Raw genomic sequence first — 18,790 nt, forward strand, 5'->3', positions numbered from 1 at the left:
GAAGTTCCTTCGAGATCGCGTCGGATGGCTCCCAGGAGTCACTCCGTGGGCGTGCCGGCCTTTCGTGCATAGAAGACCGACACCTCCTCGATTTCCTGGTCGGTCATCGAGCGGGCCACATTGCGCATCTGCGCTTCGGAGTCGTTGCCGCGCTGGCCCGACCGGAACGCCTTGAGCTGCTGCTCCAGGTAGAGCTTGGGCATGCCCTCCAGCCACGGTGCGCCGAACTTCTGGTCGATGCCGCCATGGCACGAGACGCAGGGCGCGATGTTGCGCAGCGGCGCGCCGACTCTTACGAGCGCGGGGAGCGCCTCGTCGTAGGTCGTCGGCGACGTCCGTGCCTTTGGCAGGTAGGCGTAGTAGGCCGCCAGGTCGGCGATGTCCGCATCCGACAGATTGGTGGCGAGCGCGACCATGATCGGACTGCTCCGCTTGCCGCTGCGGTAGTCCATCAGTTGCTTGATGATCACCTCCGGGTACTGGCCGGCGAGATTGGGCGCATCGGACGTGCTCATCCCCTGCGCGCCGTGGCACATCGTGCAGTTCAGCGCCAGCGTCGCACCGCGTCCGATGGCCTGCCGCGAGCCTTCCTTGCCCATCGCGCGGTCGAGCACCACGTCCGTCGCGGTGGGGGCTTCACGCGGCGGTGCGCCGAAAGACCAGTCGCTGGGCACCCCCGCTGCGCGGCAGATGCTCGCCCAGAGCCCCTTCGCGCTGAAGTCGCTATGCACGGAAGGCAGCAGCACGAAGCCCACCAGGAACGCGCCCACGGTGAGGACGATGAGCCAGATCACGCTCTTTCGGAACCAGGGGTTGCTCCAACCCGGCACGCCGTGGACTTTCATCACCGGCTCCCGATGGGTATGACCGGCACGGACGCTTCCTTCAGCGAAGCCAGTTGCACGATCGGATAGCCATAGTTGACGATCGTGAGGCCGATCATCATCGCGAGCCAGAGGCCGAAGCCGTTCAACGCCACCGGCGTGTGCGCCACCGGATGCGCCGTGCGGCTGAAGGTGAAAGGCGCCACGACCGTGCCTTCCTTCTTGCGCGCAGTGGCAAGCGTGTACACCAGCAGGATGCCCGACGCGAGCAGGATGAATCCGCCGATCGCCGACATGGTGACCGTCCACGCCTGCGGCTGCAGGTCAGGATGCGTGTAGTCGTAATAGGCCATGCGCCGCGGCATGCCGAGCAGGCCGACGAGGTGCCACGGCATCGACAGCACCAGCATCCCGACGAACCACAGCCAGATCTGCGTCTTGACAAGCGCCGGCGACAGCGGCGCGCAGCCGGTGAGCTGCGGCCACAGCTCGTAGGCGATCATGAAATACATCAGCACGATCGCGCCGGCGAAGATCAGGTGGAAGTGCCCCGTGACCCACTGCGTGTTGTGGATCGTCTCGTTGAGCTGGTAGCTCATGTTGATGATGCCGCCCGCACCGCCGAAGCCCAGCATGATGAAGGAGAAGGTCACCGCCAGCATCATCGGGTTGTCCCACGGCAGCGTCTTGAGCCAGCCGAAGGTGCCCTGGCCGCCGCGCAGCCGGCCGGCGATCTCGACCGACGCCACGATGGTGAAGACCGTGAGCAATGTCGGCACCGACACCATCGCGGTCATCACCGCATGCACGAACTTGAAGCCCGCGCCCACCTGCGGGTCCGCGAAGAGGTGATGGATGCCGATCGGCATCGAGAACACGAGGAAGAGCACGAAGGCCACGCGGCCCATCGTGTCGCTGTAGAGCCGGCCGCCGATCGCGCGCGGCACGATCGTGTAGAACGCGATGTACGAAGGCATCAGCCAGAAGTAGACGATGGCATGCAGCGTCCACGAGAAGAACACGCGCGCCAGGCCGGCGTTGATCGTGTCGGTGAGCCCGAGTGAAGCCGGCAGGATCAGCACCAGCACCTCGATCGCCGCGCCGAGCGATGTCCACGCCCACAGGTAGGCACCGGCCACGTTGCCGAACATCGCCAGCGGAATGGGCTCGCCGGGGTTCTGCTTCTTCCAAGCCCGCAGGTTGATGGACATGAGCGCCACCCAGATCCACGAGCCCACGACCACCAGCACCACGCCGAGGTAGTAGAACGGGCTCGCGAGCATGGGCGGGTAGAAGGTATAGAGCACCGAGGCCTTGCCCAATGCCATGGTCACGGCCGCCATCGCGGTGCCGACGATCACCAGCCAGAAGCCGGCCCACGCCCAGCGCATGCCGATCAGCGGCTTCTTCAGCGCGAGTTCGGAGATCGCATAGCCGAAGCCCATCGCGACCAGCGTCGGCAGCACGTAGGCCATGACCGTGCCGTGGGCGGTAACAGACCGGTAGTAGTGCTCGGGGTTGTTGATCCACGTCGAGAGCGGGCTACGGATGTACATCTGCCACGCACCCAGCACCAGCGCGCCCAGAAAGGCGACGAAGGCCACCCAGAAGTGGGCCAGGATGAGTTTTCTAGCGTGCAACACAACTGAGCCTTTCACCCGGCCGGGCCTTGGCCATGAACTCGTCGCGTGGCAGCACCTGCACGCGTGCCCACATGGCCTCGTGCCCGGTGCCGCAGTACTCGTGGCACGGCATCAACTGCTCGCCGGTGCGGCTGAACGACGTCGTGAAGGTCGCCACGAAGCCCGGTACGACCATCGTGTTGGCGTTGGTGCGGCCGATGATGAATCCGTGGATGGCATCCGTCGCCGTCGCGCGAAAGGTCACGGGCGTGTCGGCCGGCACCACGATGCATTGCGGCTCGAACGAATACTGCTGCGCGATGAGGCGGACGACCACCTTGTCGCCCGCTTCGATGGCCGTGCCCAGATTGCGTTCGACGAACTCGCCGCGCAGATGGAGCGTTTTCACATCCACGGTCTCGACGCGCGACGGCGGCATCGTGGCCCAGTGCAGGCCGGTGACGACCATCATGAGCATCAGCACCGCGATGATCGCGCCGACGATCCACGTCCAGCGACGCTCCGCCGCGACGGCAATGGCCTCGGAGTCATGCGAGGGCATGGTGGCGCTCATTGCACCGCCCCCCGCGGCAGGTACACCGCGAAATAGAAGATGAAATAGATCGCCACGACGATGGCGGTCGCGATGCCCGCGACCGCGAACGCACCCATCGGCCCGCGGCGCACGATGTCGTCGACGCGGCGGTCTTCCTCTTGTTCATCGATGCTGGACATGGCTTGGCTTCCTCACTCGGGCAGCAGCTTGCGAAGTTCGCTGATCTGGGATGCGTCGACCGGCGTGCCGCTGTTCTCCCATGCCACGCGGATGTAGGTCACCACCGCCGCCACTTCGTCGTCGTCGAGGATGTGGCTGAAGGGCGGCATGCCGTGCGGACGCGGGTTCTTGCGTGTGCCTGGCGCATAGCCGCCATTGAGCACCATGCGGATCGAGTTGACGGGCGACGCCATCGTGATCGACTGGTTGCCCGCCAACGGCGGGAACGACGGCGGATGCCCCTTGCCCTCTTCGCCATGGCACATCGCGCACTGGGTGCTGTAGATCTTGCGACCCGTCTCCATCACGTTCGGGCTCACGAGGCGGGCCTGGCTCGTCGGCGGTGGTTCGGAGTCACGCTGCGGCAAGGCCTTGAGATATACCGCCATGGCACGCACATCCTCGTCGCTGAGGTACTGCAGGCTGTTGTAGACCACTTCCGCCATCGGCCCGTAGGTAGTGCCGCGATGCGAGACGCCGACCTGCAGCAGGTCCGCGATTTCCTGGATCTCCCAGTTGCCGAGGCCCGCTTCGCGGTTGGAGGTGAGCGACGGCGCATACCAGTTCTGGTTCGGGATCATGCCGCCCTCGAAGGCCTTCGATTCGCTCGATCCGCCCAACGCATTGATCGCCGTGTGGCACATCGCGCAATGGCCGAGCCCCTGCACGAGGTACGCACCGCGGTTCCATTCGGCGTTCTGCTTCGGATCGGGGACGAACTCGCCTTCCTTGAAATAGAGCGTCCGCCATCCAATCAGCAGGTCGCGGTTGTTGAACGGGAACTTGAGTTCGTGCGGCCGGTTCTGCTGGCGCACCGGCGTGACCGACATCAGGTACGCAAAGATGGCGTCGCTGTCCGCGCGTGTGACCTTGGTGTAGGAGGCAAAGGGCATCGCCGGATAGAGCAACGTGCCGTCCTTGGAGATGCCCGTGTGCATCATCCGGTAGAAGTCGTCGGGGGTCCAACGCCCGATGCCGGTCTCGTCATCGGGCGTGATGTTGGGCACGAAGAGCGCGCCGAAGGGTGTTGGCATCGCCCGGCCGCCCGCGAACGGCTTGCCGGTCGGCGCCGTGTGGCAGGCCACGCAGTCGCCGGCGCGCGCGAGGTATTCGCCGCGGTTGATGATCTCGGTGGTCGCGTCCTTCGGCGCCGTCGCGGCACGGCCCGCTTCGGGCAGCGCGGAGGGCCGCAACCACCACAGGACCGCAGCGCCCGCCAGCGCCAGCACCACGAGCGCGAGAAAGATCCGGAATGCCAGCTTCATGGCCGTCCTTGCTGGCTGCCGCACGCCAGGGGCATGCGGACGAGGTTGGCCGGTTCGGGCGACGGGTCCTTGGGCGCGCCCTGCTGCGACAGGAAGGCTGCCACGGCGTTCATGTCCGCGTCACTCAGGCGCGTGGCTACGCGCTTCATGCAGTCGGGTTCGGCCGCATGGCGCTCACCGACACGCCAGCGCGTGAGCTGGGCCACCACATAGGTCGGCCGCAATCCGACGAGGCCGGGAATGCCCGGCTCCATCCCGGTCAGCCCGACCCCATGGCAGGCGACGCAGGCGGGAATGCCCTTGCCGGAGTCGCCGGCCGCCACCAGCGTGGCACCCCGTCGCAAGGTCTCCGGGTCGGCCTTCATCGCTTCACCCGGCGCGAACGGAGGCCGCTGGCTCGCGAAGTGCTGTGCGATCTCCTTCAGGTAGGCATCCGGCAGATACGCGACGAGGTAGTTCATCGGCGCGTAGTGCCGCGTGCCGTCACGAAACGCCACGAGCTGGTTGTACAGATAGCCCGCAGGCTTGCCGGCGATGCGCGGGAAGTAACCGTTCTCAGTACCTTGGCCGCTCTGGCCGTGGCAGGTCACGCAGCCCTGGACGCGGGCCTCCATCGAATCGACTTCCTTGAACGATGGCGTCGCGCCCGTCTGCGCCAGCGCGGGCACGCCGGCGCTACCCCAGGTGATCGCCGCTGCTGCCCCAACCGTTCGCAAGGCAGACGAACAGCGGATGACGCGAAACTTCATCGTGGCCCTCCTGTTCGTTGGTGTTGATACGACTGAAAGACCGAGAGCGAGCGGGGGTGATCGTAGCCACGGCTACGTCGGTGTGCAAGGTGCGGCCGGGTCACCCCGGTGTTGTTCTCGACGCCTTGAATGCAGCCTTCACGCAAGCGACGAACGCCTGCGCCACGGCCGATTGCGGCATGTTGGCGTGGCGCACGACATACACCGGATGCGTGGGCCCACCGCGCAGTGGCCGGAAGCACAGTTCCTTGCGGTTCCAGGCGCGCGCGGTGAGCTCGTCGACCACCGCGACGCCTGCGCCGCAGGCCGCCAATGCGCATGCAACCTGGCCGGAGCGCACTTCGATCTGGGCCGGTGGCAAGCGCTTGCTCCGCGCCCACTGCGCTTCGATCAGGCGGCCCTGTGGCGTGTCCGCACTGAAGGCAATCAGCCGCTCGCCCGTCACGTCTCGCAGGCTCACGCTTTTCTTCTCCGCGAACGGATGGTCGCTTCGGAAGACGCACGCCATCGACCAGCTTCCGACCTCTTCGCTGACCAGGAGCGCATGATCGATCGGCAAGGTGGAGATCGCAATGTCCGCCTCGTTGCGCGCCAGCTGCCCCACCATCTCGCGCACAAGTTGCGTCTCCATGTAGATGCGCGCGGTCGGGAACTTCGCAGCCAGCGTCGACACCGCGCGCGGCACGATCTCGAGCGCGGTGCTTGGGCTCGCGAGGATGCGCAGCGGAAGCCCGCCGCCGGCCTGCAGGTCGCGCGCCCGCTCCTCGATGCGTCGCACGCCCCGGTAGACGCTTTCGACTTCGGCATAGAGCGCCTGCGCTTCTGGCGTGGGCCGCAGCTTGCTCCGGCCACGCTCGAAAAGCTTCAGCCCCAGCTGCAGCTCGATGTGGCCGAGCATGCGGCTGATGCCGGGTTGCGACACATGCAGGAGCCGCGCGGCATCGGTGACCGAGCCCGCAAGCATCACGGCACGAAATACCTCGATCTGGCGCAGGTTCATGTTGATGGAGCGTTGAATAACACGATGTTATAGGTGTCTCGAATTTTGGTATTTGCCGATATACCGGGCCGCGCCCATCATCGGCCCGACTGCAACCTGGAGACAAAGCCAAATGACGTTCAATCTCAATCGCCGCGCGATGCTGGCGCTGCTGGCCGCGGGTGCCAGCGTCCGTGCCTTCGCGGCCGATTCCTGGCCGACCAAGCCGGTCCGGATCATTGTTCCCTTCGCGCCCGGCGGCGGTGCGGATTCGTCGGCGCGGGTCCTGGCCGATCAGTTTTCCCCGAAGCTCGGCCAGAGCGTGATCGTCGAGAACAAACCCGGCGCGGGCAGCGCGATCGGCGTCATCGCCGCGGCGCAAAGCAAGGATGGGCACACGCTCCTGATGGCGAGCAACAGCATGGTCATCAATCCATCGCTCAATCCGCAGATCGGGTACGACCCCTTGCGGGACTTCGATGCGGTGGGCATGGTCTCGGCGCAACCGCTCGTCCTCGTGGTGCCGGCGAGTTCCAACATCAAGACCCTGCAGGACCTGATTGCTCAAGCCAAGGCGCACCCTGGCGAGCTCGCGGCCGGCAACAGCGGCAACGGCACGCTCGCGCACATCGCCTCGGAAATCTTCGCGAGCGAAACCGGCGTGCAGATCACGCCCGTGGCGTACAAGGGCGAAAGCGCCCTGCTGCCGGAGCTGATCAGCGGTCTGGTGGCGTTCGGCTTCCTGAACCTGCCCAGCGTTGCGCCGCATATCAAGTCGGGTCGCATCAGGGCGCTGGCCGTGTCCTCGCCGCAGCCTGTTCCGGAGCTTCCGAATGTTCCGACGCTGCGCTCGCTGAAGCTCCCTGCGCTCGAAGTCCAGGGCTGGGCTGCGCTTCTTGCGCCCAAGGGAAGCATTCCATCGGAAGGCCTCGCCAAGCTCGAAGGCCTGCTCACGCAGGCTCTGGCGTCCGAGACGGTGAAGACGCGCTTTGCTTCGCTGAACGTCTCGCCGATGGTGATGAACCGGCAGGCGACGACCCAGTTCCTCCAGGCGGAAACCACGCGATACGCGAGCGTGATCAAGGCGCGAAACATCAAGGCGGGGTGATGCGGTGACCGATCAGCCCTTCTCTTCGGAACGCCCCGAGATCGCGCAACTGGACACCGACGTCCTTGTCTGTGGCGGCGGCGTGGCGGGCACGATGGCGGCCGTGGCCGCTGCGCGTCGCGGTGCGCGCGTGATCCTGCTGGAGCGCTACGGCTTCCTCGGCGGCAACGCGACCGCCGGTGCCGTGGCGCAGTTCAACAGTTGGCAGACGGCCAACGGCCGTCGCGTGGTGGCAGGGCTCGCGCAGGAGGTCGTCGACCGGCTGCGCGAATACGGCGCCGCCGCCGAACACCAGGTCTTCGTGATGTCGACCGGCCACCGGATGGATCGCGTCGAGTACGCACCCGAAGTGCTCAAGCTCGTGCTGGACGACATGGTGCGCGACGCCGGCGTGCAGCCGCTGCTGCATGCGAACCTGCTGGATGTGTCGCGCCAGGGCACGCGCATCGATTCGGTCCGCGTGCTGACGAAGGGCGGCGTCGTGCGCGTTCGCCTCCGCGTGCTGGTGGACACCTCGGGCGACATGGATGCCATGCGGCAAGCCGGCGCACAGTTCCTGCCGCTCGACGATGGCGAGTCGCTTCAGCCCGCGACCATGATGTTCCGCTTCGGCCCGATCGACTTCGCGCGCTTCGATGCGCTGTCGCCATCGGAAGTTGCCGCGCTGGCTCGCAAGGGCTACGAAGAGAAGGCGCTCGCTCGCGCTGCGCTGCACGTGGCGCGCGATCCGTATTCGCAGGACGGCTGGTTCAACATCAGCCGCCTCGCGATCGACGCGACCGACGCGATGGCCCTGGGGCGGGCGGAGATCGAAGGCCGGCGGCAAGCCTGGAGTGCCGCGCAGTATCTGCGCGCCCAGGTTCCCGGCTGCGAGTCAGGCCGCCTGCTCGCTTTCGGCACGCAGGTCGGTGTGCGGGAGACGCGCCGGGTGCTCGGCGACCACGTGCTCACCGCCGAGGACCTGCTCGCGCCGGTCGATTTCGACGACGCGGTCGCGGCGGGCGCCTATCCGATCGACATTCATCCTGCAGCGGGCGGCGAGCTGGTGTATTCGGCGCTCGGCGATGACCATGCCTATCAGATCCCCTATCGCAGCCTGTGCCCCGTGGGATTGGACAACGCATTGGTCGCCGGGCGCGGCATCTCCGCGACGCACCAGGCTTTGGCCGCCATCCGGGTGATGACGATTTCGATGGCCGTCGGTCAGGCGGTCGGTACGGCAGCAGCGCTCATCACGCGCGAAGGGTCCGACTCCAGCACTCGCGGGATCAGCACGGAGGGGCTTCGCGAAGCGCTTCGGCGCGATGGCGCGTGCCTCTCGTAGATCGGCGCGCCCTCAAGCCTTCGACGCCGGCTCGCCGAGCGAAAGCATCAACCGGTTGGCCCAGTTGAAGAAGGCCGCGCCGTGGATCACGTCGGAGATCGCGAGGTCGTCCAGCCCGACCGCACGCAGGCGCTCGACATGCTCGGTGCCGAACGCCGCCGGCGTGGCGGACAAGGCCACTGACGCCGCGACGATCGCATCCCACCGCTCGTCGATGGACGTCCCCACGCCTTCGTCCAGCAACCGTTGCACTTCGGCGGTCCGGTGCGAGAAGTGCGAAGCGAATCGCGCGTGAACCGACGCGCAGTAGATGCAGCCGTTGTAGCGCGACGTGGCCGCGGCCGCGAGCTCGCGTTCCGCGCGCGGCAGGCCCGCTTCGGGGTTGTAGAAGATGTCCTTGTCCGTTCGCGTGCGCGCGCCGAGGATGCCCGGGTCGCGCGCGAGCAGCATGAAGTACGGCGACTTCGCGCGCGATGCGTCGACCAGTCCGTCGAAATGGCGCTGCGTGAGATCGCCCTCCGGGAGCGGCTCCAGCCACGGCAGCCATTCGAGTTCCTGTTGCGTGAAAGCGTTGGGCGGGACGTTGGCGGGGTGAGAAATTGTCGATGTGGTCATGGGGTATCTCGCAAGACCTGCAACCCCGCCGCGACGCGCAGTTGGTAGGCGAGGAAAGCGACGAGCTGGGACAGGGTGACGATGTCGGTGGTCGACCAGCCGGCATCGAGCAGCGCCTGCAGATCCTTCGCATGCGCATCACGCGGATGGAACACGAGCAGGTGCGCATGCGCGAGCGCGGCCGACAGGCGCGGACCCAGCCGCCGGGCGAGCGGATCGCCCACCCGATAGACGAGGCCGGGAACATCCTCGACCGTCAGGCGGCCCTCCGGATAGCGGCCATAGGGCCCTGATGAATCAACGGCGGCCGCTTCGGTCACCAGCGCATCGGCGAGGCCGCGATCGCCGCCGCTTCGCGCAAGACCCTCCGCATAGAACGCGGTGGCCTGTGCCTGCCGATGCAGGGCCGACACGAAGACTGCGACGGCAAAGCGCTCCTGCAGCGTGAACTCGCCCTGGAGCGGAAGCGACGGCTCGAAGAGCGCGAAATAGCTGTTCTGGCCATGCAGCCTTGCCTGCGCGCGGCGGGCGCGGATCGTGTCGATGGCATGTCCCGGCGGGATGCCGGTCAGCTGGTCGATCACATCGGGAGTGGTGGATGAGGTCATGCAGCGAGCGTTTGAGAGAGTTCGTTGGAGGCAGGCGCACGGTCTTGCCGCGACCAGCCGAGTGCAGGTGCGACTTCGGTGGCGATCAGCTCGATGGAGCGCAGGATGAGCGGGTGCGGCGGGTCGACCGAATGCACCTGGAACACCATGTCGGTCACGCGGTCCAGCGTGCGATCGGCCTTGAGCGAGGCGATCACGTCGTCGGGGGTGCCGACATGCACGTCGTAGCCTACGATGAGCTCCTGCAGCGTTGCATCGGTGCCGGGGCGATTGGCATCGGCCAGGCGTGCGACGTTGCGGCGCAGGCCGAGTTCGGCCAGGCGAAGCGCCTCCTCGCGATCGTCGGCGACGAAGACTGAGCGCGATCCCATGATGCGTGGCGAACGCCCCGCCGGCAGGTTTGCAAGGTAGGTGTCGATGATCGGGTCCTGCAGGTCGGCCAGGGACGCCTGCGGCGCACCATCGGGTCGTGGCTGGGTCCTCGACAGCATCAGCCCGTCGCCCGCAGCGCCGGCCCGGGCGCCGCCGTTCACGGTGAAGCTGGCCTGCCAGATGCGGTCCAGCAGTTGCGGCGACGACGGATAGATGCGCGCACCGCCGTCGAGCGCGCGGCCGGACCAGGCTTCGCGCACCAGCGCCAGATGGCGCGCGAACACCTCGGCGCGCTCTTCGCTCACCAGTCCGAATGCCTGGAAAGCCGAAGGCGTACCGCCGGTGCCAACACCGAATTCCAGCCGGCCGCCCGACAGCAGATCGAGCACCACCGCGTCTTCGGCAACGCGCACGGCGTTCTCGAGCGGCAGGGTCACGACGCCGGTGCCAAGGCGGATGCGGCTCGTGCGCGCTGCCGCATGCGACAGGAGCACGAATGGCGACGGCAGGCCGCCCTCGCTTTCGTTGAAGTGGTGCTGCGCCACCCAGGCGGAATCGAACCCGAAGGCTTCGGCGTGGACGATCTGCTCGACGGCCATCCGATAGCGTTCGGCGGCGGGTGCGTCGTCCAGGACGCGGGTGAAAAATCCGAGGCGCTTGCCAGTGGATGTGGATGTGGATGTGGATGTGCTTGCCATGTTGTCAGGCCGTGGCGGTGTCGGCGAGCGGTGCCTTGGCAACGGCCGGCGCGGTGGTTGCGTCGAGCTCGATGCTGGCGCCGTGGGTCAGCCCGAGGTCGAGCGCGCCCGTCGTGGCGGCAGTGTTGGCCGAGGTGCGAAGCACGATGGCAAATGGGCCCTCTCCGCGCGCCGCGAGCCGCAGTTCCAGCGGGTCCTGCGCGGTGTCGGCATCGCCCCGTGCATCGCGCGGCGAAGACAGAACGATCGTGTTCTCGCCGAGCGTGACCAGCGCCAGTCGGCTCTGCGCCCCCGGCAAATTGACGGCGCGCCCGACGTGCGTGTCCACAGCATCGGGGCCCAGGAGTGCGCGGTAGCGCGCTACGGTCGCGTCGAGGTCGCGTACCGCAATCGCAAGACTCGCAACACCGGTCACACCGTTCGGATGGCGACGTGCGTTTCCTTCGGGCACGCGGAGCGCGCGTGGCGTGAGATCGCCGCAGAGAAACGGCAGGTCCGGCGATGGCGGCCGCGCGGTCTGCCAGTGCAGGCGTTCTCCGTCGGGGCGCAGGCGGCCGCCATCGAGAGGACCGTCGAGGACCAGTCCCCGTTGGGCGGCCGCCTTGACGGTCTCAGAGGTGCTCTGCGGCAGCAGTGCGAAGTCCACGACGCCTTCGCCGTGCCGCTGCAGCAATTGCCACCAGCGCTCTTCAGGCGCGGGCGCCTTCCAGGCGATGAGTTCGAAGTAGCTGCCGTCGGCGAAGACGACCAGCGCGTTGTGCGTGGTGCGACCGGGATGGTCCCCGCCGCGCAGCACGTTGAAGCCCAGCGTGGTGTAGTCCGCGATGGCCGTTTCCAGGTCATTGACGGCGATGACGATGTGATCGAGTTGAAGAGTCATGTCGGTAGGTTTCAGGAAGCGGTGCGGGCGGCATCGCTGCCCCCGAGGTAGGCGTCGCGGATGCGCGCATCGGCCAGCAGCTCGTACCCGGGCCCCTGCAGCACGATGCGACCGGTCTGCAGCACGTACCCGTAGTGCGCGATCTGCAGCGCGAGGCTCGCGTTCTGCTCGACCATGAAGACGGACACGCCCTGGCGATTGATCTGTGCGATGAGCTCGAGCACCTTGTCCACGTAGAGCGGCGACAGGCCCATCGTCGGCTCATCCATGCAGATCAGCTTCGGTCGACCCATGAGCGCGCGCGCCATCGCGACCATCTGCTGCTCGCCGCCCGACAGCGTTCCGGCCTGGAAGTCGATGCGTTCGGCGACGCGCGGGAACAGATCGAGCATGCGCGCCAGATCCTCCGCGACCGCCTTGCGGTCGCTTCGCGCATAGGCGCCCATCAGCAGGTTCTCGCGCACGGTCATCGCGGGAAAGAGCCGGCGCGCCTCCGGCACCGAGCCGATGCCCTGTCGCACCACCTGTGGCGTGCTCAGGCCGGCGATCGAGCGACCTTCGAAGCGCAGCTCGCCGGAGCGCGGCTTGAGCAGGCCCAGCACCACCTTCATGGTGGTCGACTTGCCGCTCGCGTTGCCGCCAAGCAGGCTCACGATCTGGCCTTGGCGGACTTCGAGGTCGAGATCGAAGTGCGCCTGCACCGGGCCGTAGAAGCTGTTGATCTTTCGCAGTTCGAGCAGCGGGCGGTGCGCGGCGTCTTCAGTCAGCGTGCTGGAGCGCGACTGCCGTCCTTCGTCTTCGTCGTCTCGCCAGTGCGACGACGGCGGAAGGCCGGTGCGCGCAACGGTGGCGAGCGTGCTCATACAGCCACCGCCGCTTGACCGCCCACATGCCGATGGCCGAGGTAGGCCTCGATCACTGCGGGATCGTTGCGCACCGCTTCTGGCTTGCCTTCGGCGATCTTGCGACCGTCGTCGAGCACGATGACACGGTCCGAAAGCTGCATCACCAGATCGAGCTTGTGTTCGATGAGCAGGATCGACTGGCCTCGGGACTTCAGGCCTCGGATGATCTCCAGCATCTCGGCCGTCTCGCTTTCGTTCATGCCGGCGGTCGGTTCGTCCAGCAGCAGCAGGCGCGGCTTGAGCGCCAGCGCACGCGCGATCTCGACGCGACGGCGGTTGGCATACGAGAGGCTGTACGCCGGATGATCGACGCGCGGCGCCAGCCGCTGGCCGAAGAGCGCGATGATCTCCAGCGCCTCGTCGCGCAGGCGCTGCTCCTCGCGCGCGACGGCGGGCGGCTGCACCAGCGCCAGCGCGAGTTCGGCCAGCGCACCGACGCCGGGAACGCCGCCCAGGCGAGGCTTTGCGGCCTGCAACCGCGTGTGGGCGCCGAGCAGCACGTTGTCGAGCACGCTCAGATTGGCGAACACCCGGCCGTGCTGGAAGGTGCGCGCCAGCCCACGCGCCGCAAGCTTCTGCGCCGGCCAGCCGGTGATGTCCGTGTCCTCGAATCGCACCTTGCCTTCGTCGGGTTGGTCCAGGCCGGTCACGAGATTGAAGAGCGTCGTCTTGCCTGCGCCGTTCGGGCCGATCACGCTGACGAGTTCGCCCTCGTTGAGGGTGAGGTCGACGCCATCGACCGCCTTCAGCCCGCCGAAGCGACGTGTGAGGCCGGAGACTTCAAGCAGCGATGGCATCGGGTTCCTTCCTGCCGGCCTTCGAGTTGATCAGCTTCACCTCGGCCCGGATAGTCTGCGGATTGCGCAGCAGGTTGAGGATCGGGCAGTTGCGTTCGACCGCCTCGAACAGCGCGTCGATCTCCGCGCGCGACGCGGTCGAATCGATGTGCACCGTGTAGCCGATCTCGTGCGGCCAGATGGGCGTCTGTTCATGGCCGGGCTTGCCGGCGCGCGGATCGATGATGCCGGTCACCTCCACCTCCAGGCTTTCGAGCGGCACCTTTCGCTCGGCGGCGTGGATCAGGAAGATGTGCGTGACACAGGTGCCGAGCACGCCGAGTTGCAACTCCGGTGAGCTCGGCCCGAGGTTGTAGCCCGCGAAGTCCGGCGGGCTGTCGCTGATGACCTGGTGCTCGCGGATGCGCAGCCGACGCACGCCGCTGCGGCCTTCGGCACGCACGTGGGCCTTGAGATTCGCGGGCTGTGCCGTGCCGGCCTCGACCGCGGCGTTGCGTGCAAGTACCGCGGCGCGCTTCTCGGCGAGGTATTCGTTGAGATGGCTCATGTGGTGTCGAATCCTTGGCGTTATGTTTCAGACGGTGCCTAGCAGGCCCTGCGGGCGGAATCGGATCAGCAGCAGCAGCGCGATCCCATAGACCAGCATTCGGTACTCGGCGGTCACGCGGAACAGCTCGGGCAGGCTCACGAGTGCCACAGCACCGAGCAGTGCGCCGCTGATGTTGCCGAGCCCGCCGAGGATGACCATGGTCAACGCGAGGATCGAGATCTGCGAGGTGAAGGTCTCGTGGTTGATGTATGAGTACAGGTGCGCGGTGAAGGCGCCGCTCACGCCGGCTGCGAAACCACCGAAGCCGAAGGCCATGGCCTTGTAGCGATCCGGGCTGACGCCGTAGGCCCGCGCGGCGACTTCGTCCTCGCGCACCGCGCGGAAGGTGCGCCCCAGGTGTGAACGCAGCAGCCGCCACTGCAGAAGCGCCAGCAGCGTCATCGCACCGAGCGAGGCCCAGTAGAACGCACTGTTGGACGATGCGTCGCGACCGAAGATCGAGAGCGGCGGAATGCCCGACACGCCAATCGGCCCGTGCGTGAGGCTCTCCCAGTTGAGGATCGTCAGCGCGACGATCTCGCCGATGCCCAGCGTCGCGATCGAGACGTAGTGCCCGCGCAGCCGAAAGGCCGGAAAGATCAGCGCCGTTCCGATCAGCGAGGTGAGCAGGCCCGCCACGATGATCGACGTCCCCACCGGGAGGTGGAGGTCCAGCACCAGCAGCGAGGACGCGTAGGCACCGATCGCCAGCAGGCCGGCGTGACCGAGCGAGATCTGGCCGATCGTCCCCGCGACGAGCGTGAGGCTCAGCGCCAGCGCGGCGTAGAGCCACGAGTTGGTGAGCGTCTGCAGGATGTAGGGCGAAGGATCGAGCAGCGGCAGCACCGCTGCTGCGGCGAACAGCGCGACGAGCAGCCGTGGAGGGACACGCCAGGGTTTGCTCGGCGCGATGAAGGTGCCAGTCAGCGGTTCGGGCGGCAACGCCTTCTTGCGACCCAGGAGTCCGTTCGGCTTCCAGAGCAGGATCGCAAGCAGCAGCGCGAAGGCGAACAGGTTGCGATAGGGCGTGCCGAACAGCGCGACACCGTAGCTCTCGATGAGCCCCAGCAGCATGCTGCCCACGATCGCGCCGGGCACGTTGCCGACGCCGCCCACCACGGTCGCGACCACGCCCTTGAGCGTCGCCTGGAAGCTCATTGCCGGGCTGATGTTGTTGTAGTACATGCCCACCAGCAGCCCGGCGAGGCCGCCGAGCGCGGAGGCGATCGCGAACACCGTCTGGTTCACACGGTTCACATCGACGCCCATCTGCAGCGCGGCGTCCCTGTCCTGCGCGGTGGCGCGCACCGCCCATCCGAGCCGCGTGTAGCTCAGGAAGCCGAACAACAGCGCGGCGCTGGCGAGACCGATGCCCGCGATCAGCAGGTCGAGCGCGCCGATGGTGCCGCTGCCGATCTGCAGACGCCAGTCTGGCAGTTGCGTCGGCAAGGCGCGCGGATCGGGACTGAAGGCGAGCTGGACCAGGATGTCGAGCACGAAGCTGATCCCGATGGTCGCAAGCAGCGGTGCGATGCGCGCCGCGCCCTGCAGGGGCCGCAGGCCGACACGCTCGATCAGCATGCCGAGCAGGCCCGTGCCGACGACCACCAGCCCGATGGTCACCGGCAGCGGCGTGTGCAGGTAGGTGATGGCCGCCCAGCCGATGTACGCGCCGACGGTGTAGACCGAACCGTGTGCGAAGTTGATCAGGTGCGAGACACCGAAGATCAACGCGAGCCCGACCGCCAGCAACGCATAGATGTTGCCGATGATCAGGCCGTTGACGGTGTAGTCGAAGAAGGAAGTGAAGCTCATGCGCCGTCTTGTGCGCAACTACTTCGCGGACGCGACCGAGGCGCGCGCCTTGGCGTCGCCCAGCGCCCACTTGCCGTCCTTCACGACGAGGTCGACGCTCTTCACGCCGATGATGCGACGGCTCTCGGGATCGAAGTTCGCCTTGCCGAAGACCACGCTGGGCACGTCCTTGATCTTGTAGAACGCGTCGCGCACTGCCTTGCGATCGGCATCGGGACCGGCCTGCCGCAACGCAGCAGCGGCGATCACGACAGCGTCATAGGCATACGCATTGAACGCGTCGGGCTCCTTGCCGTACTTGGCCTGGAAGCGCTTGACGAAGTCCTGCACCTCTGCGCGCGGCTCCTCGGGGAAGAAGGCCGTGTTGGTGAAGATGCCGTTGACCGCCGCGCCGCCGAGTTCGATGAACTTGGGCGAGTACACCGAGCCGCTGGCCGCGATCGGCTGCTTGAGGCCGACGCTGCGCACCTGCCCTGCGATCAGCGCGCCGTCGGGGTAGTACGAGATGAGGACGAGGCCGTCGGGATTCGCATCTCGCACGCGCACCAGGGTCGAGCGGAAGTCCTTCTCGTCAGGCTGGTAGCCCTCGGCGACCACCACCTGCGCGCCACGCTCCTGCGCTGCCTTGACGAAGACATCGCGGCTGGTACGGCCCCAGTCGGTGTTGAGATAGAGCACTGCCACGCGCTTGAAGCCCAGCGTCTTGACCGCGAGGTCGGCGAGCAAGGGCTGCGAATCGGACTGGCTGATCGAAGGACTCCACACATAGTCGCCGCCCTTGGTGAAGTCAGGATGCGAATTGGTGAAGCCCAGTTGCACGAGGCCCGCGCGTTGATAGATCGGCGATGCCGCCATCGAGGCCGGGCTGGAAAAATCGCCGAGCTCGATGCGGATGCGCTTGTCGTTGACGAACTTCTGCGCGAGGCCGACCGCCTGGCGTGGGTCGCTCTGGCTGTCTTCGAACACGTAGGCGAGTGGGCGACCGTGGATGCCGCCGTCGGCATTGATCTGATCGAGCGCGAGGTCGAAGCCCGCCTTCCATTGCGCGCCGTACTGCGCGTTCTGCCCCGTCAGGGGACCGCTGACGCCGAAGAGAACGGGCTCGCCGGTGGCGGGCGCCGCGATGGCGAGCATGGGAGCCAGCAGCAACGTGGCCGCGAAGCGGAGAAAGCGCTGTCGATGAAGCATGGAAGTCTTGCTCTGGAAGTGCGAAAGACGTCCATTCTTGGAACGCGGGGCTGGCGGGTGAACGAATAAAAAGGTACAGGCTTAGCACCTTTTCATATATGCCGATCAGGTCGAGTCGGGCTGCTCTGTGCGGGCCTGGCGCAGGGTGGCTGCGGCCATGCCAATGCCGGCGCGCGTGCAGATCTGCTCGAGCTCTTCGATCAAGCGATCGATCTGCATGAGAAAGGCCCTTCGGTCGATCGGCAGCGGCTGGATCGAAAGGCGCCACGAGAGGTCGGCCAGCCGGCCTTCACCGGCGCGACGGGCCCATGGACGGACCTCGCAGAAACACAGCGCCGCGAGGTGCCCCAGCTCCATGCCCTTTCGCGCATGCCCGATTTCCGCCGCCAGGTCTTCAAGGCGGTCGCGGAGCTGGACGGTGACGCTCTCATCGTTCATGTTGCAATGCAACATTGTCAGTACCGACCGAAGTGCGTCAAGCGCGCGATTAGAGCGGTATCCCTCGGACAGCACTTGACAGAGCCTCCGAAGAACTTCCGCGAAGCGCTTTCGAGCGATTCCGTTACTGCATGTATGCGAGATCGCGCACGTCCGACCGGATCGCATCCCGGTCTGCGCCGTGCAGCGGCAGGCTGATCATCAACTCGAGCCGTCGGCGCAATGCGTAGAGCATCTGGAGCGCTGCACGAGAGGCGTCGTCAGGGTTGCTCATCGCAGCGACGTCCGGAAAGTCCCAGAGCGCGGCGTCAGGCTGACCGGGCCAGTTTGGCTGCAGCGACAGCATCTCGGCGTCGAGCGTGATCACGAAATTGGCCTGCGGCGAACCACTGCGCACCAATTCACCCCAGCTGCGAGGCGTCACTGACGGCACGGGCATGCGCGCGGTCGTGAGTGCGCTGATGGCAGCCGGATCGATGCTGTCGCCGAAATACGCGGGGTGGCCGCACGAGTACGCCGCAAAGCGGTCGCTTCCGAGATGGGTGAGGCAGGCCTGGGCGAGGATGCTGCGCAGGGTGTTGCGACGCGAAACAAAGATCACGACGAACCGCTTGAGGGCCATTGCAAACTGTCTGAAACGAACGGTAAGACGTAGCGTAGGCAAGCCGGACGAAGTCGGCAAGCGATGATTGCCCTGGGGCCCGATGCTGGCCCCTTCTTTTTGCACTGCCGCATGAGCGAAGCACCAAAATCATTTGAATTCAAATGATTTGGATATAATCCCATCCATGGCCACGAAATCCCCCGAACACCATCGACGCATCGGCATCCGTCTCGTCGGGCTCGCCCGTCGCTGGCGGCAGGCGCTCGACGCGCGGCTTTCTTCAGCGGGACTGAGCGACGCGACCTGGTCGGCGCTGGTCCACCTGCACGAACTGGGCGACGGCATCTCGCAAAGCCAGCTTGCCGCCGCCGCGGGGCTCGACGGATCCAGCCTGGTCCGGCTGCTCGACATCCTGGTCGACCAGCAACTGGTCGAGCGCCGGCCGCACCCCTCCGATCGCCGGGTGAAGTTGCTCCATCTCACGCAGGCCGGACGCCGCGCGCTTGCCTCGATCCGCAAGCGACTGGCAGCGATCGAAGACGAGTTGCTCGCAGATATCGACGACGAAGAGGCCGGCGTTCTTCTGCGTGCGTTCGAGAAGATCGAAGCGCGCATCGCCGCATCGAACTGATCCA

At 66.6% G+C, this 18,790-nt stretch carries 21 protein-coding genes; 3 read left to right on the forward strand and 18 right to left on the reverse strand.

The window, feature by feature from the left end; genetic code table 11:
- Positions 1–38: 38 nt before the first annotated feature.
- From FHW64_RS26155 to FHW64_RS26185, 7 genes are all read right to left on the reverse strand, one after another.
- Positions 39–845, reverse strand: coding sequence for a cytochrome c (locus tag FHW64_RS26155; RefSeq protein WP_184531165.1), 807 nt, complete (start codon positions 843–845; stop codon positions 39–41).
- Positions 845–2,467, reverse strand: coding sequence for a b(o/a)3-type cytochrome-c oxidase subunit 1 (locus tag FHW64_RS26160; protein WP_184531166.1), 1,623 nt, complete (start codon positions 2,465–2,467; stop codon positions 845–847). Before FHW64_RS26160 ends, FHW64_RS26155 begins: the two co-directional genes overlap by 1 nt.
- Complete coding sequence (locus tag FHW64_RS26165) at positions 2,454–3,008, reverse strand: cytochrome C oxidase subunit II (RefSeq protein WP_260306371.1); 555 nt, start codon at positions 3,006–3,008, stop codon at positions 2,454–2,456. Before FHW64_RS26165 ends, FHW64_RS26160 begins: the two co-directional genes overlap by 14 nt.
- Before the next feature lie 8 nt (positions 3,009–3,016).
- Positions 3,017–3,181, reverse strand: coding sequence for a hypothetical protein (locus tag FHW64_RS26170; protein ID WP_093165602.1), 165 nt, complete (start codon positions 3,179–3,181; stop codon positions 3,017–3,019).
- Positions 3,182–3,193: 12 nt separating this feature from the next.
- Positions 3,194–4,486 carry a cytochrome c gene (locus FHW64_RS26175; RefSeq protein ID WP_184531168.1) on the reverse strand — a complete coding sequence of 431 codons (1,293 nt, stop codon included), beginning with the start codon at positions 4,484–4,486 and terminating at the stop codon, positions 3,194–3,196.
- A complete protein-coding gene (locus FHW64_RS26180; RefSeq protein WP_184531169.1) occupies positions 4,483–5,235 on the reverse strand; it encodes a c-type cytochrome in 753 nt (250 codons plus the stop codon). The genes FHW64_RS26175 and FHW64_RS26180 overlap by 4 nt, the downstream gene beginning before the upstream one ends.
- A 100-nt stretch (positions 5,236–5,335) precedes the next feature.
- On the reverse strand, positions 5,336–6,235 hold the full coding sequence (locus tag FHW64_RS26185; protein ID WP_184531170.1) for a LysR family transcriptional regulator: 900 nt from the start codon (positions 6,233–6,235) through the stop codon (positions 5,336–5,338).
- 112 nt (positions 6,236–6,347) lie between these two features.
- Here FHW64_RS26185 and FHW64_RS26190 point away from each other — a divergent pair, with 112 nt between their 5' ends.
- Both FHW64_RS26190 and FHW64_RS26195 read left to right on the forward strand, forming a co-directional pair.
- Entirely contained in the window at positions 6,348–7,322 is a 975-nt protein-coding gene (locus FHW64_RS26190) for a tripartite tricarboxylate transporter substrate binding protein (protein WP_184531171.1), read from the forward strand.
- 4 nt (positions 7,323–7,326) lie between these two features.
- Positions 7,327–8,646 carry an FAD-dependent oxidoreductase gene (locus FHW64_RS26195; protein ID WP_311733365.1) on the forward strand — a complete coding sequence of 440 codons (1,320 nt, stop codon included), beginning with the start codon at positions 7,327–7,329 and terminating at the stop codon, positions 8,644–8,646.
- 12 nt (positions 8,647–8,658) lie between these two features.
- Here FHW64_RS26195 and FHW64_RS26200 read toward each other — a convergent pair whose 3' ends face one another.
- From FHW64_RS26200 to FHW64_RS26250, 11 genes are all read right to left on the reverse strand, one after another.
- Complete coding sequence (locus FHW64_RS26200; RefSeq protein WP_184531172.1) at positions 8,659–9,261, reverse strand: alkylhydroperoxidase domain protein; 603 nt, start codon at positions 9,259–9,261, stop codon at positions 8,659–8,661.
- Entirely contained in the window at positions 9,258–9,869 is a 612-nt protein-coding gene (locus FHW64_RS26205; protein WP_184531173.1) for a CMD domain protein, read from the reverse strand. The genes FHW64_RS26200 and FHW64_RS26205 overlap by 4 nt, the downstream gene beginning before the upstream one ends.
- The gene (locus FHW64_RS26210; protein ID WP_184531174.1) at positions 9,866–10,939 is read right to left on the reverse strand and encodes a putative FMN-dependent luciferase-like monooxygenase; all 1,074 of its coding nucleotides are present in this window, start codon (positions 10,937–10,939) and stop codon (positions 9,866–9,868) included. The genes FHW64_RS26205 and FHW64_RS26210 overlap by 4 nt, the downstream gene beginning before the upstream one ends.
- A 4-nt stretch (positions 10,940–10,943) precedes the next feature.
- Entirely contained in the window at positions 10,944–11,819 is an 876-nt protein-coding gene (locus tag FHW64_RS26215) for a VOC family protein (protein ID WP_184531175.1), read from the reverse strand.
- Between the two features lie 11 nt (positions 11,820–11,830).
- Positions 11,831–12,682 (reverse strand): ABC transporter ATP-binding protein, encoded by an 852-nt coding sequence (locus FHW64_RS26220; RefSeq protein ID WP_184531176.1) that lies wholly within the window; start codon positions 12,680–12,682, stop codon positions 11,831–11,833.
- A complete protein-coding gene (locus FHW64_RS26225; RefSeq protein ID WP_184531177.1) occupies positions 12,679–13,521 on the reverse strand; it encodes an ABC transporter ATP-binding protein in 843 nt (280 codons plus the stop codon). Before FHW64_RS26225 ends, FHW64_RS26220 begins: the two co-directional genes overlap by 4 nt.
- Positions 13,505–14,068 (reverse strand): OsmC family protein, encoded by a 564-nt coding sequence (locus FHW64_RS26230; protein WP_184531178.1) that lies wholly within the window; start codon positions 14,066–14,068, stop codon positions 13,505–13,507. Before FHW64_RS26230 ends, FHW64_RS26225 begins: the two co-directional genes overlap by 17 nt.
- 27 nt (positions 14,069–14,095) lie before the next feature.
- Positions 14,096–15,925: an ABC transporter permease gene (locus FHW64_RS26235; RefSeq protein ID WP_184531179.1), complete on the reverse strand. Its 1,830-nt coding sequence runs from the start codon at positions 15,923–15,925 to the stop codon at positions 14,096–14,098.
- Positions 15,926–15,943: 18 nt separating this feature from the next.
- Positions 15,944–17,113 (reverse strand): ABC transporter substrate-binding protein, encoded by a 1,170-nt coding sequence (locus tag FHW64_RS26240; protein WP_184531180.1) that lies wholly within the window; start codon positions 17,111–17,113, stop codon positions 15,944–15,946.
- Positions 17,114–17,218: 105 nt separating this feature from the next.
- Positions 17,219–17,551, reverse strand: a complete 333-nt coding sequence (locus tag FHW64_RS26245) for a hypothetical protein (protein WP_184531181.1) — start codon at positions 17,549–17,551, stop codon at positions 17,219–17,221.
- 124 nt (positions 17,552–17,675) lie between these two features.
- Positions 17,676–18,173, reverse strand: coding sequence for a low molecular weight phosphatase family protein (locus FHW64_RS26250; protein WP_184531182.1), 498 nt, complete (start codon positions 18,171–18,173; stop codon positions 17,676–17,678).
- A 166-nt stretch (positions 18,174–18,339) separates the two neighbouring features.
- On the opposite strand from FHW64_RS26250, the gene FHW64_RS26255 reads away from it, so the two are divergent.
- Positions 18,340–18,786 carry a MarR family winged helix-turn-helix transcriptional regulator gene (locus FHW64_RS26255; protein ID WP_184531183.1) on the forward strand — a complete coding sequence of 149 codons (447 nt, stop codon included), beginning with the start codon at positions 18,340–18,342 and terminating at the stop codon, positions 18,784–18,786.
- Positions 18,787–18,790 lie beyond the last annotated feature (4 nt).

The sequence above is a fragment of the Variovorax sp. Sphag1AA genome (genome assembly GCF_014192575.1).
GTDB lineage: Bacteria > Pseudomonadota > Gammaproteobacteria > Burkholderiales > Burkholderiaceae_C > Variovorax.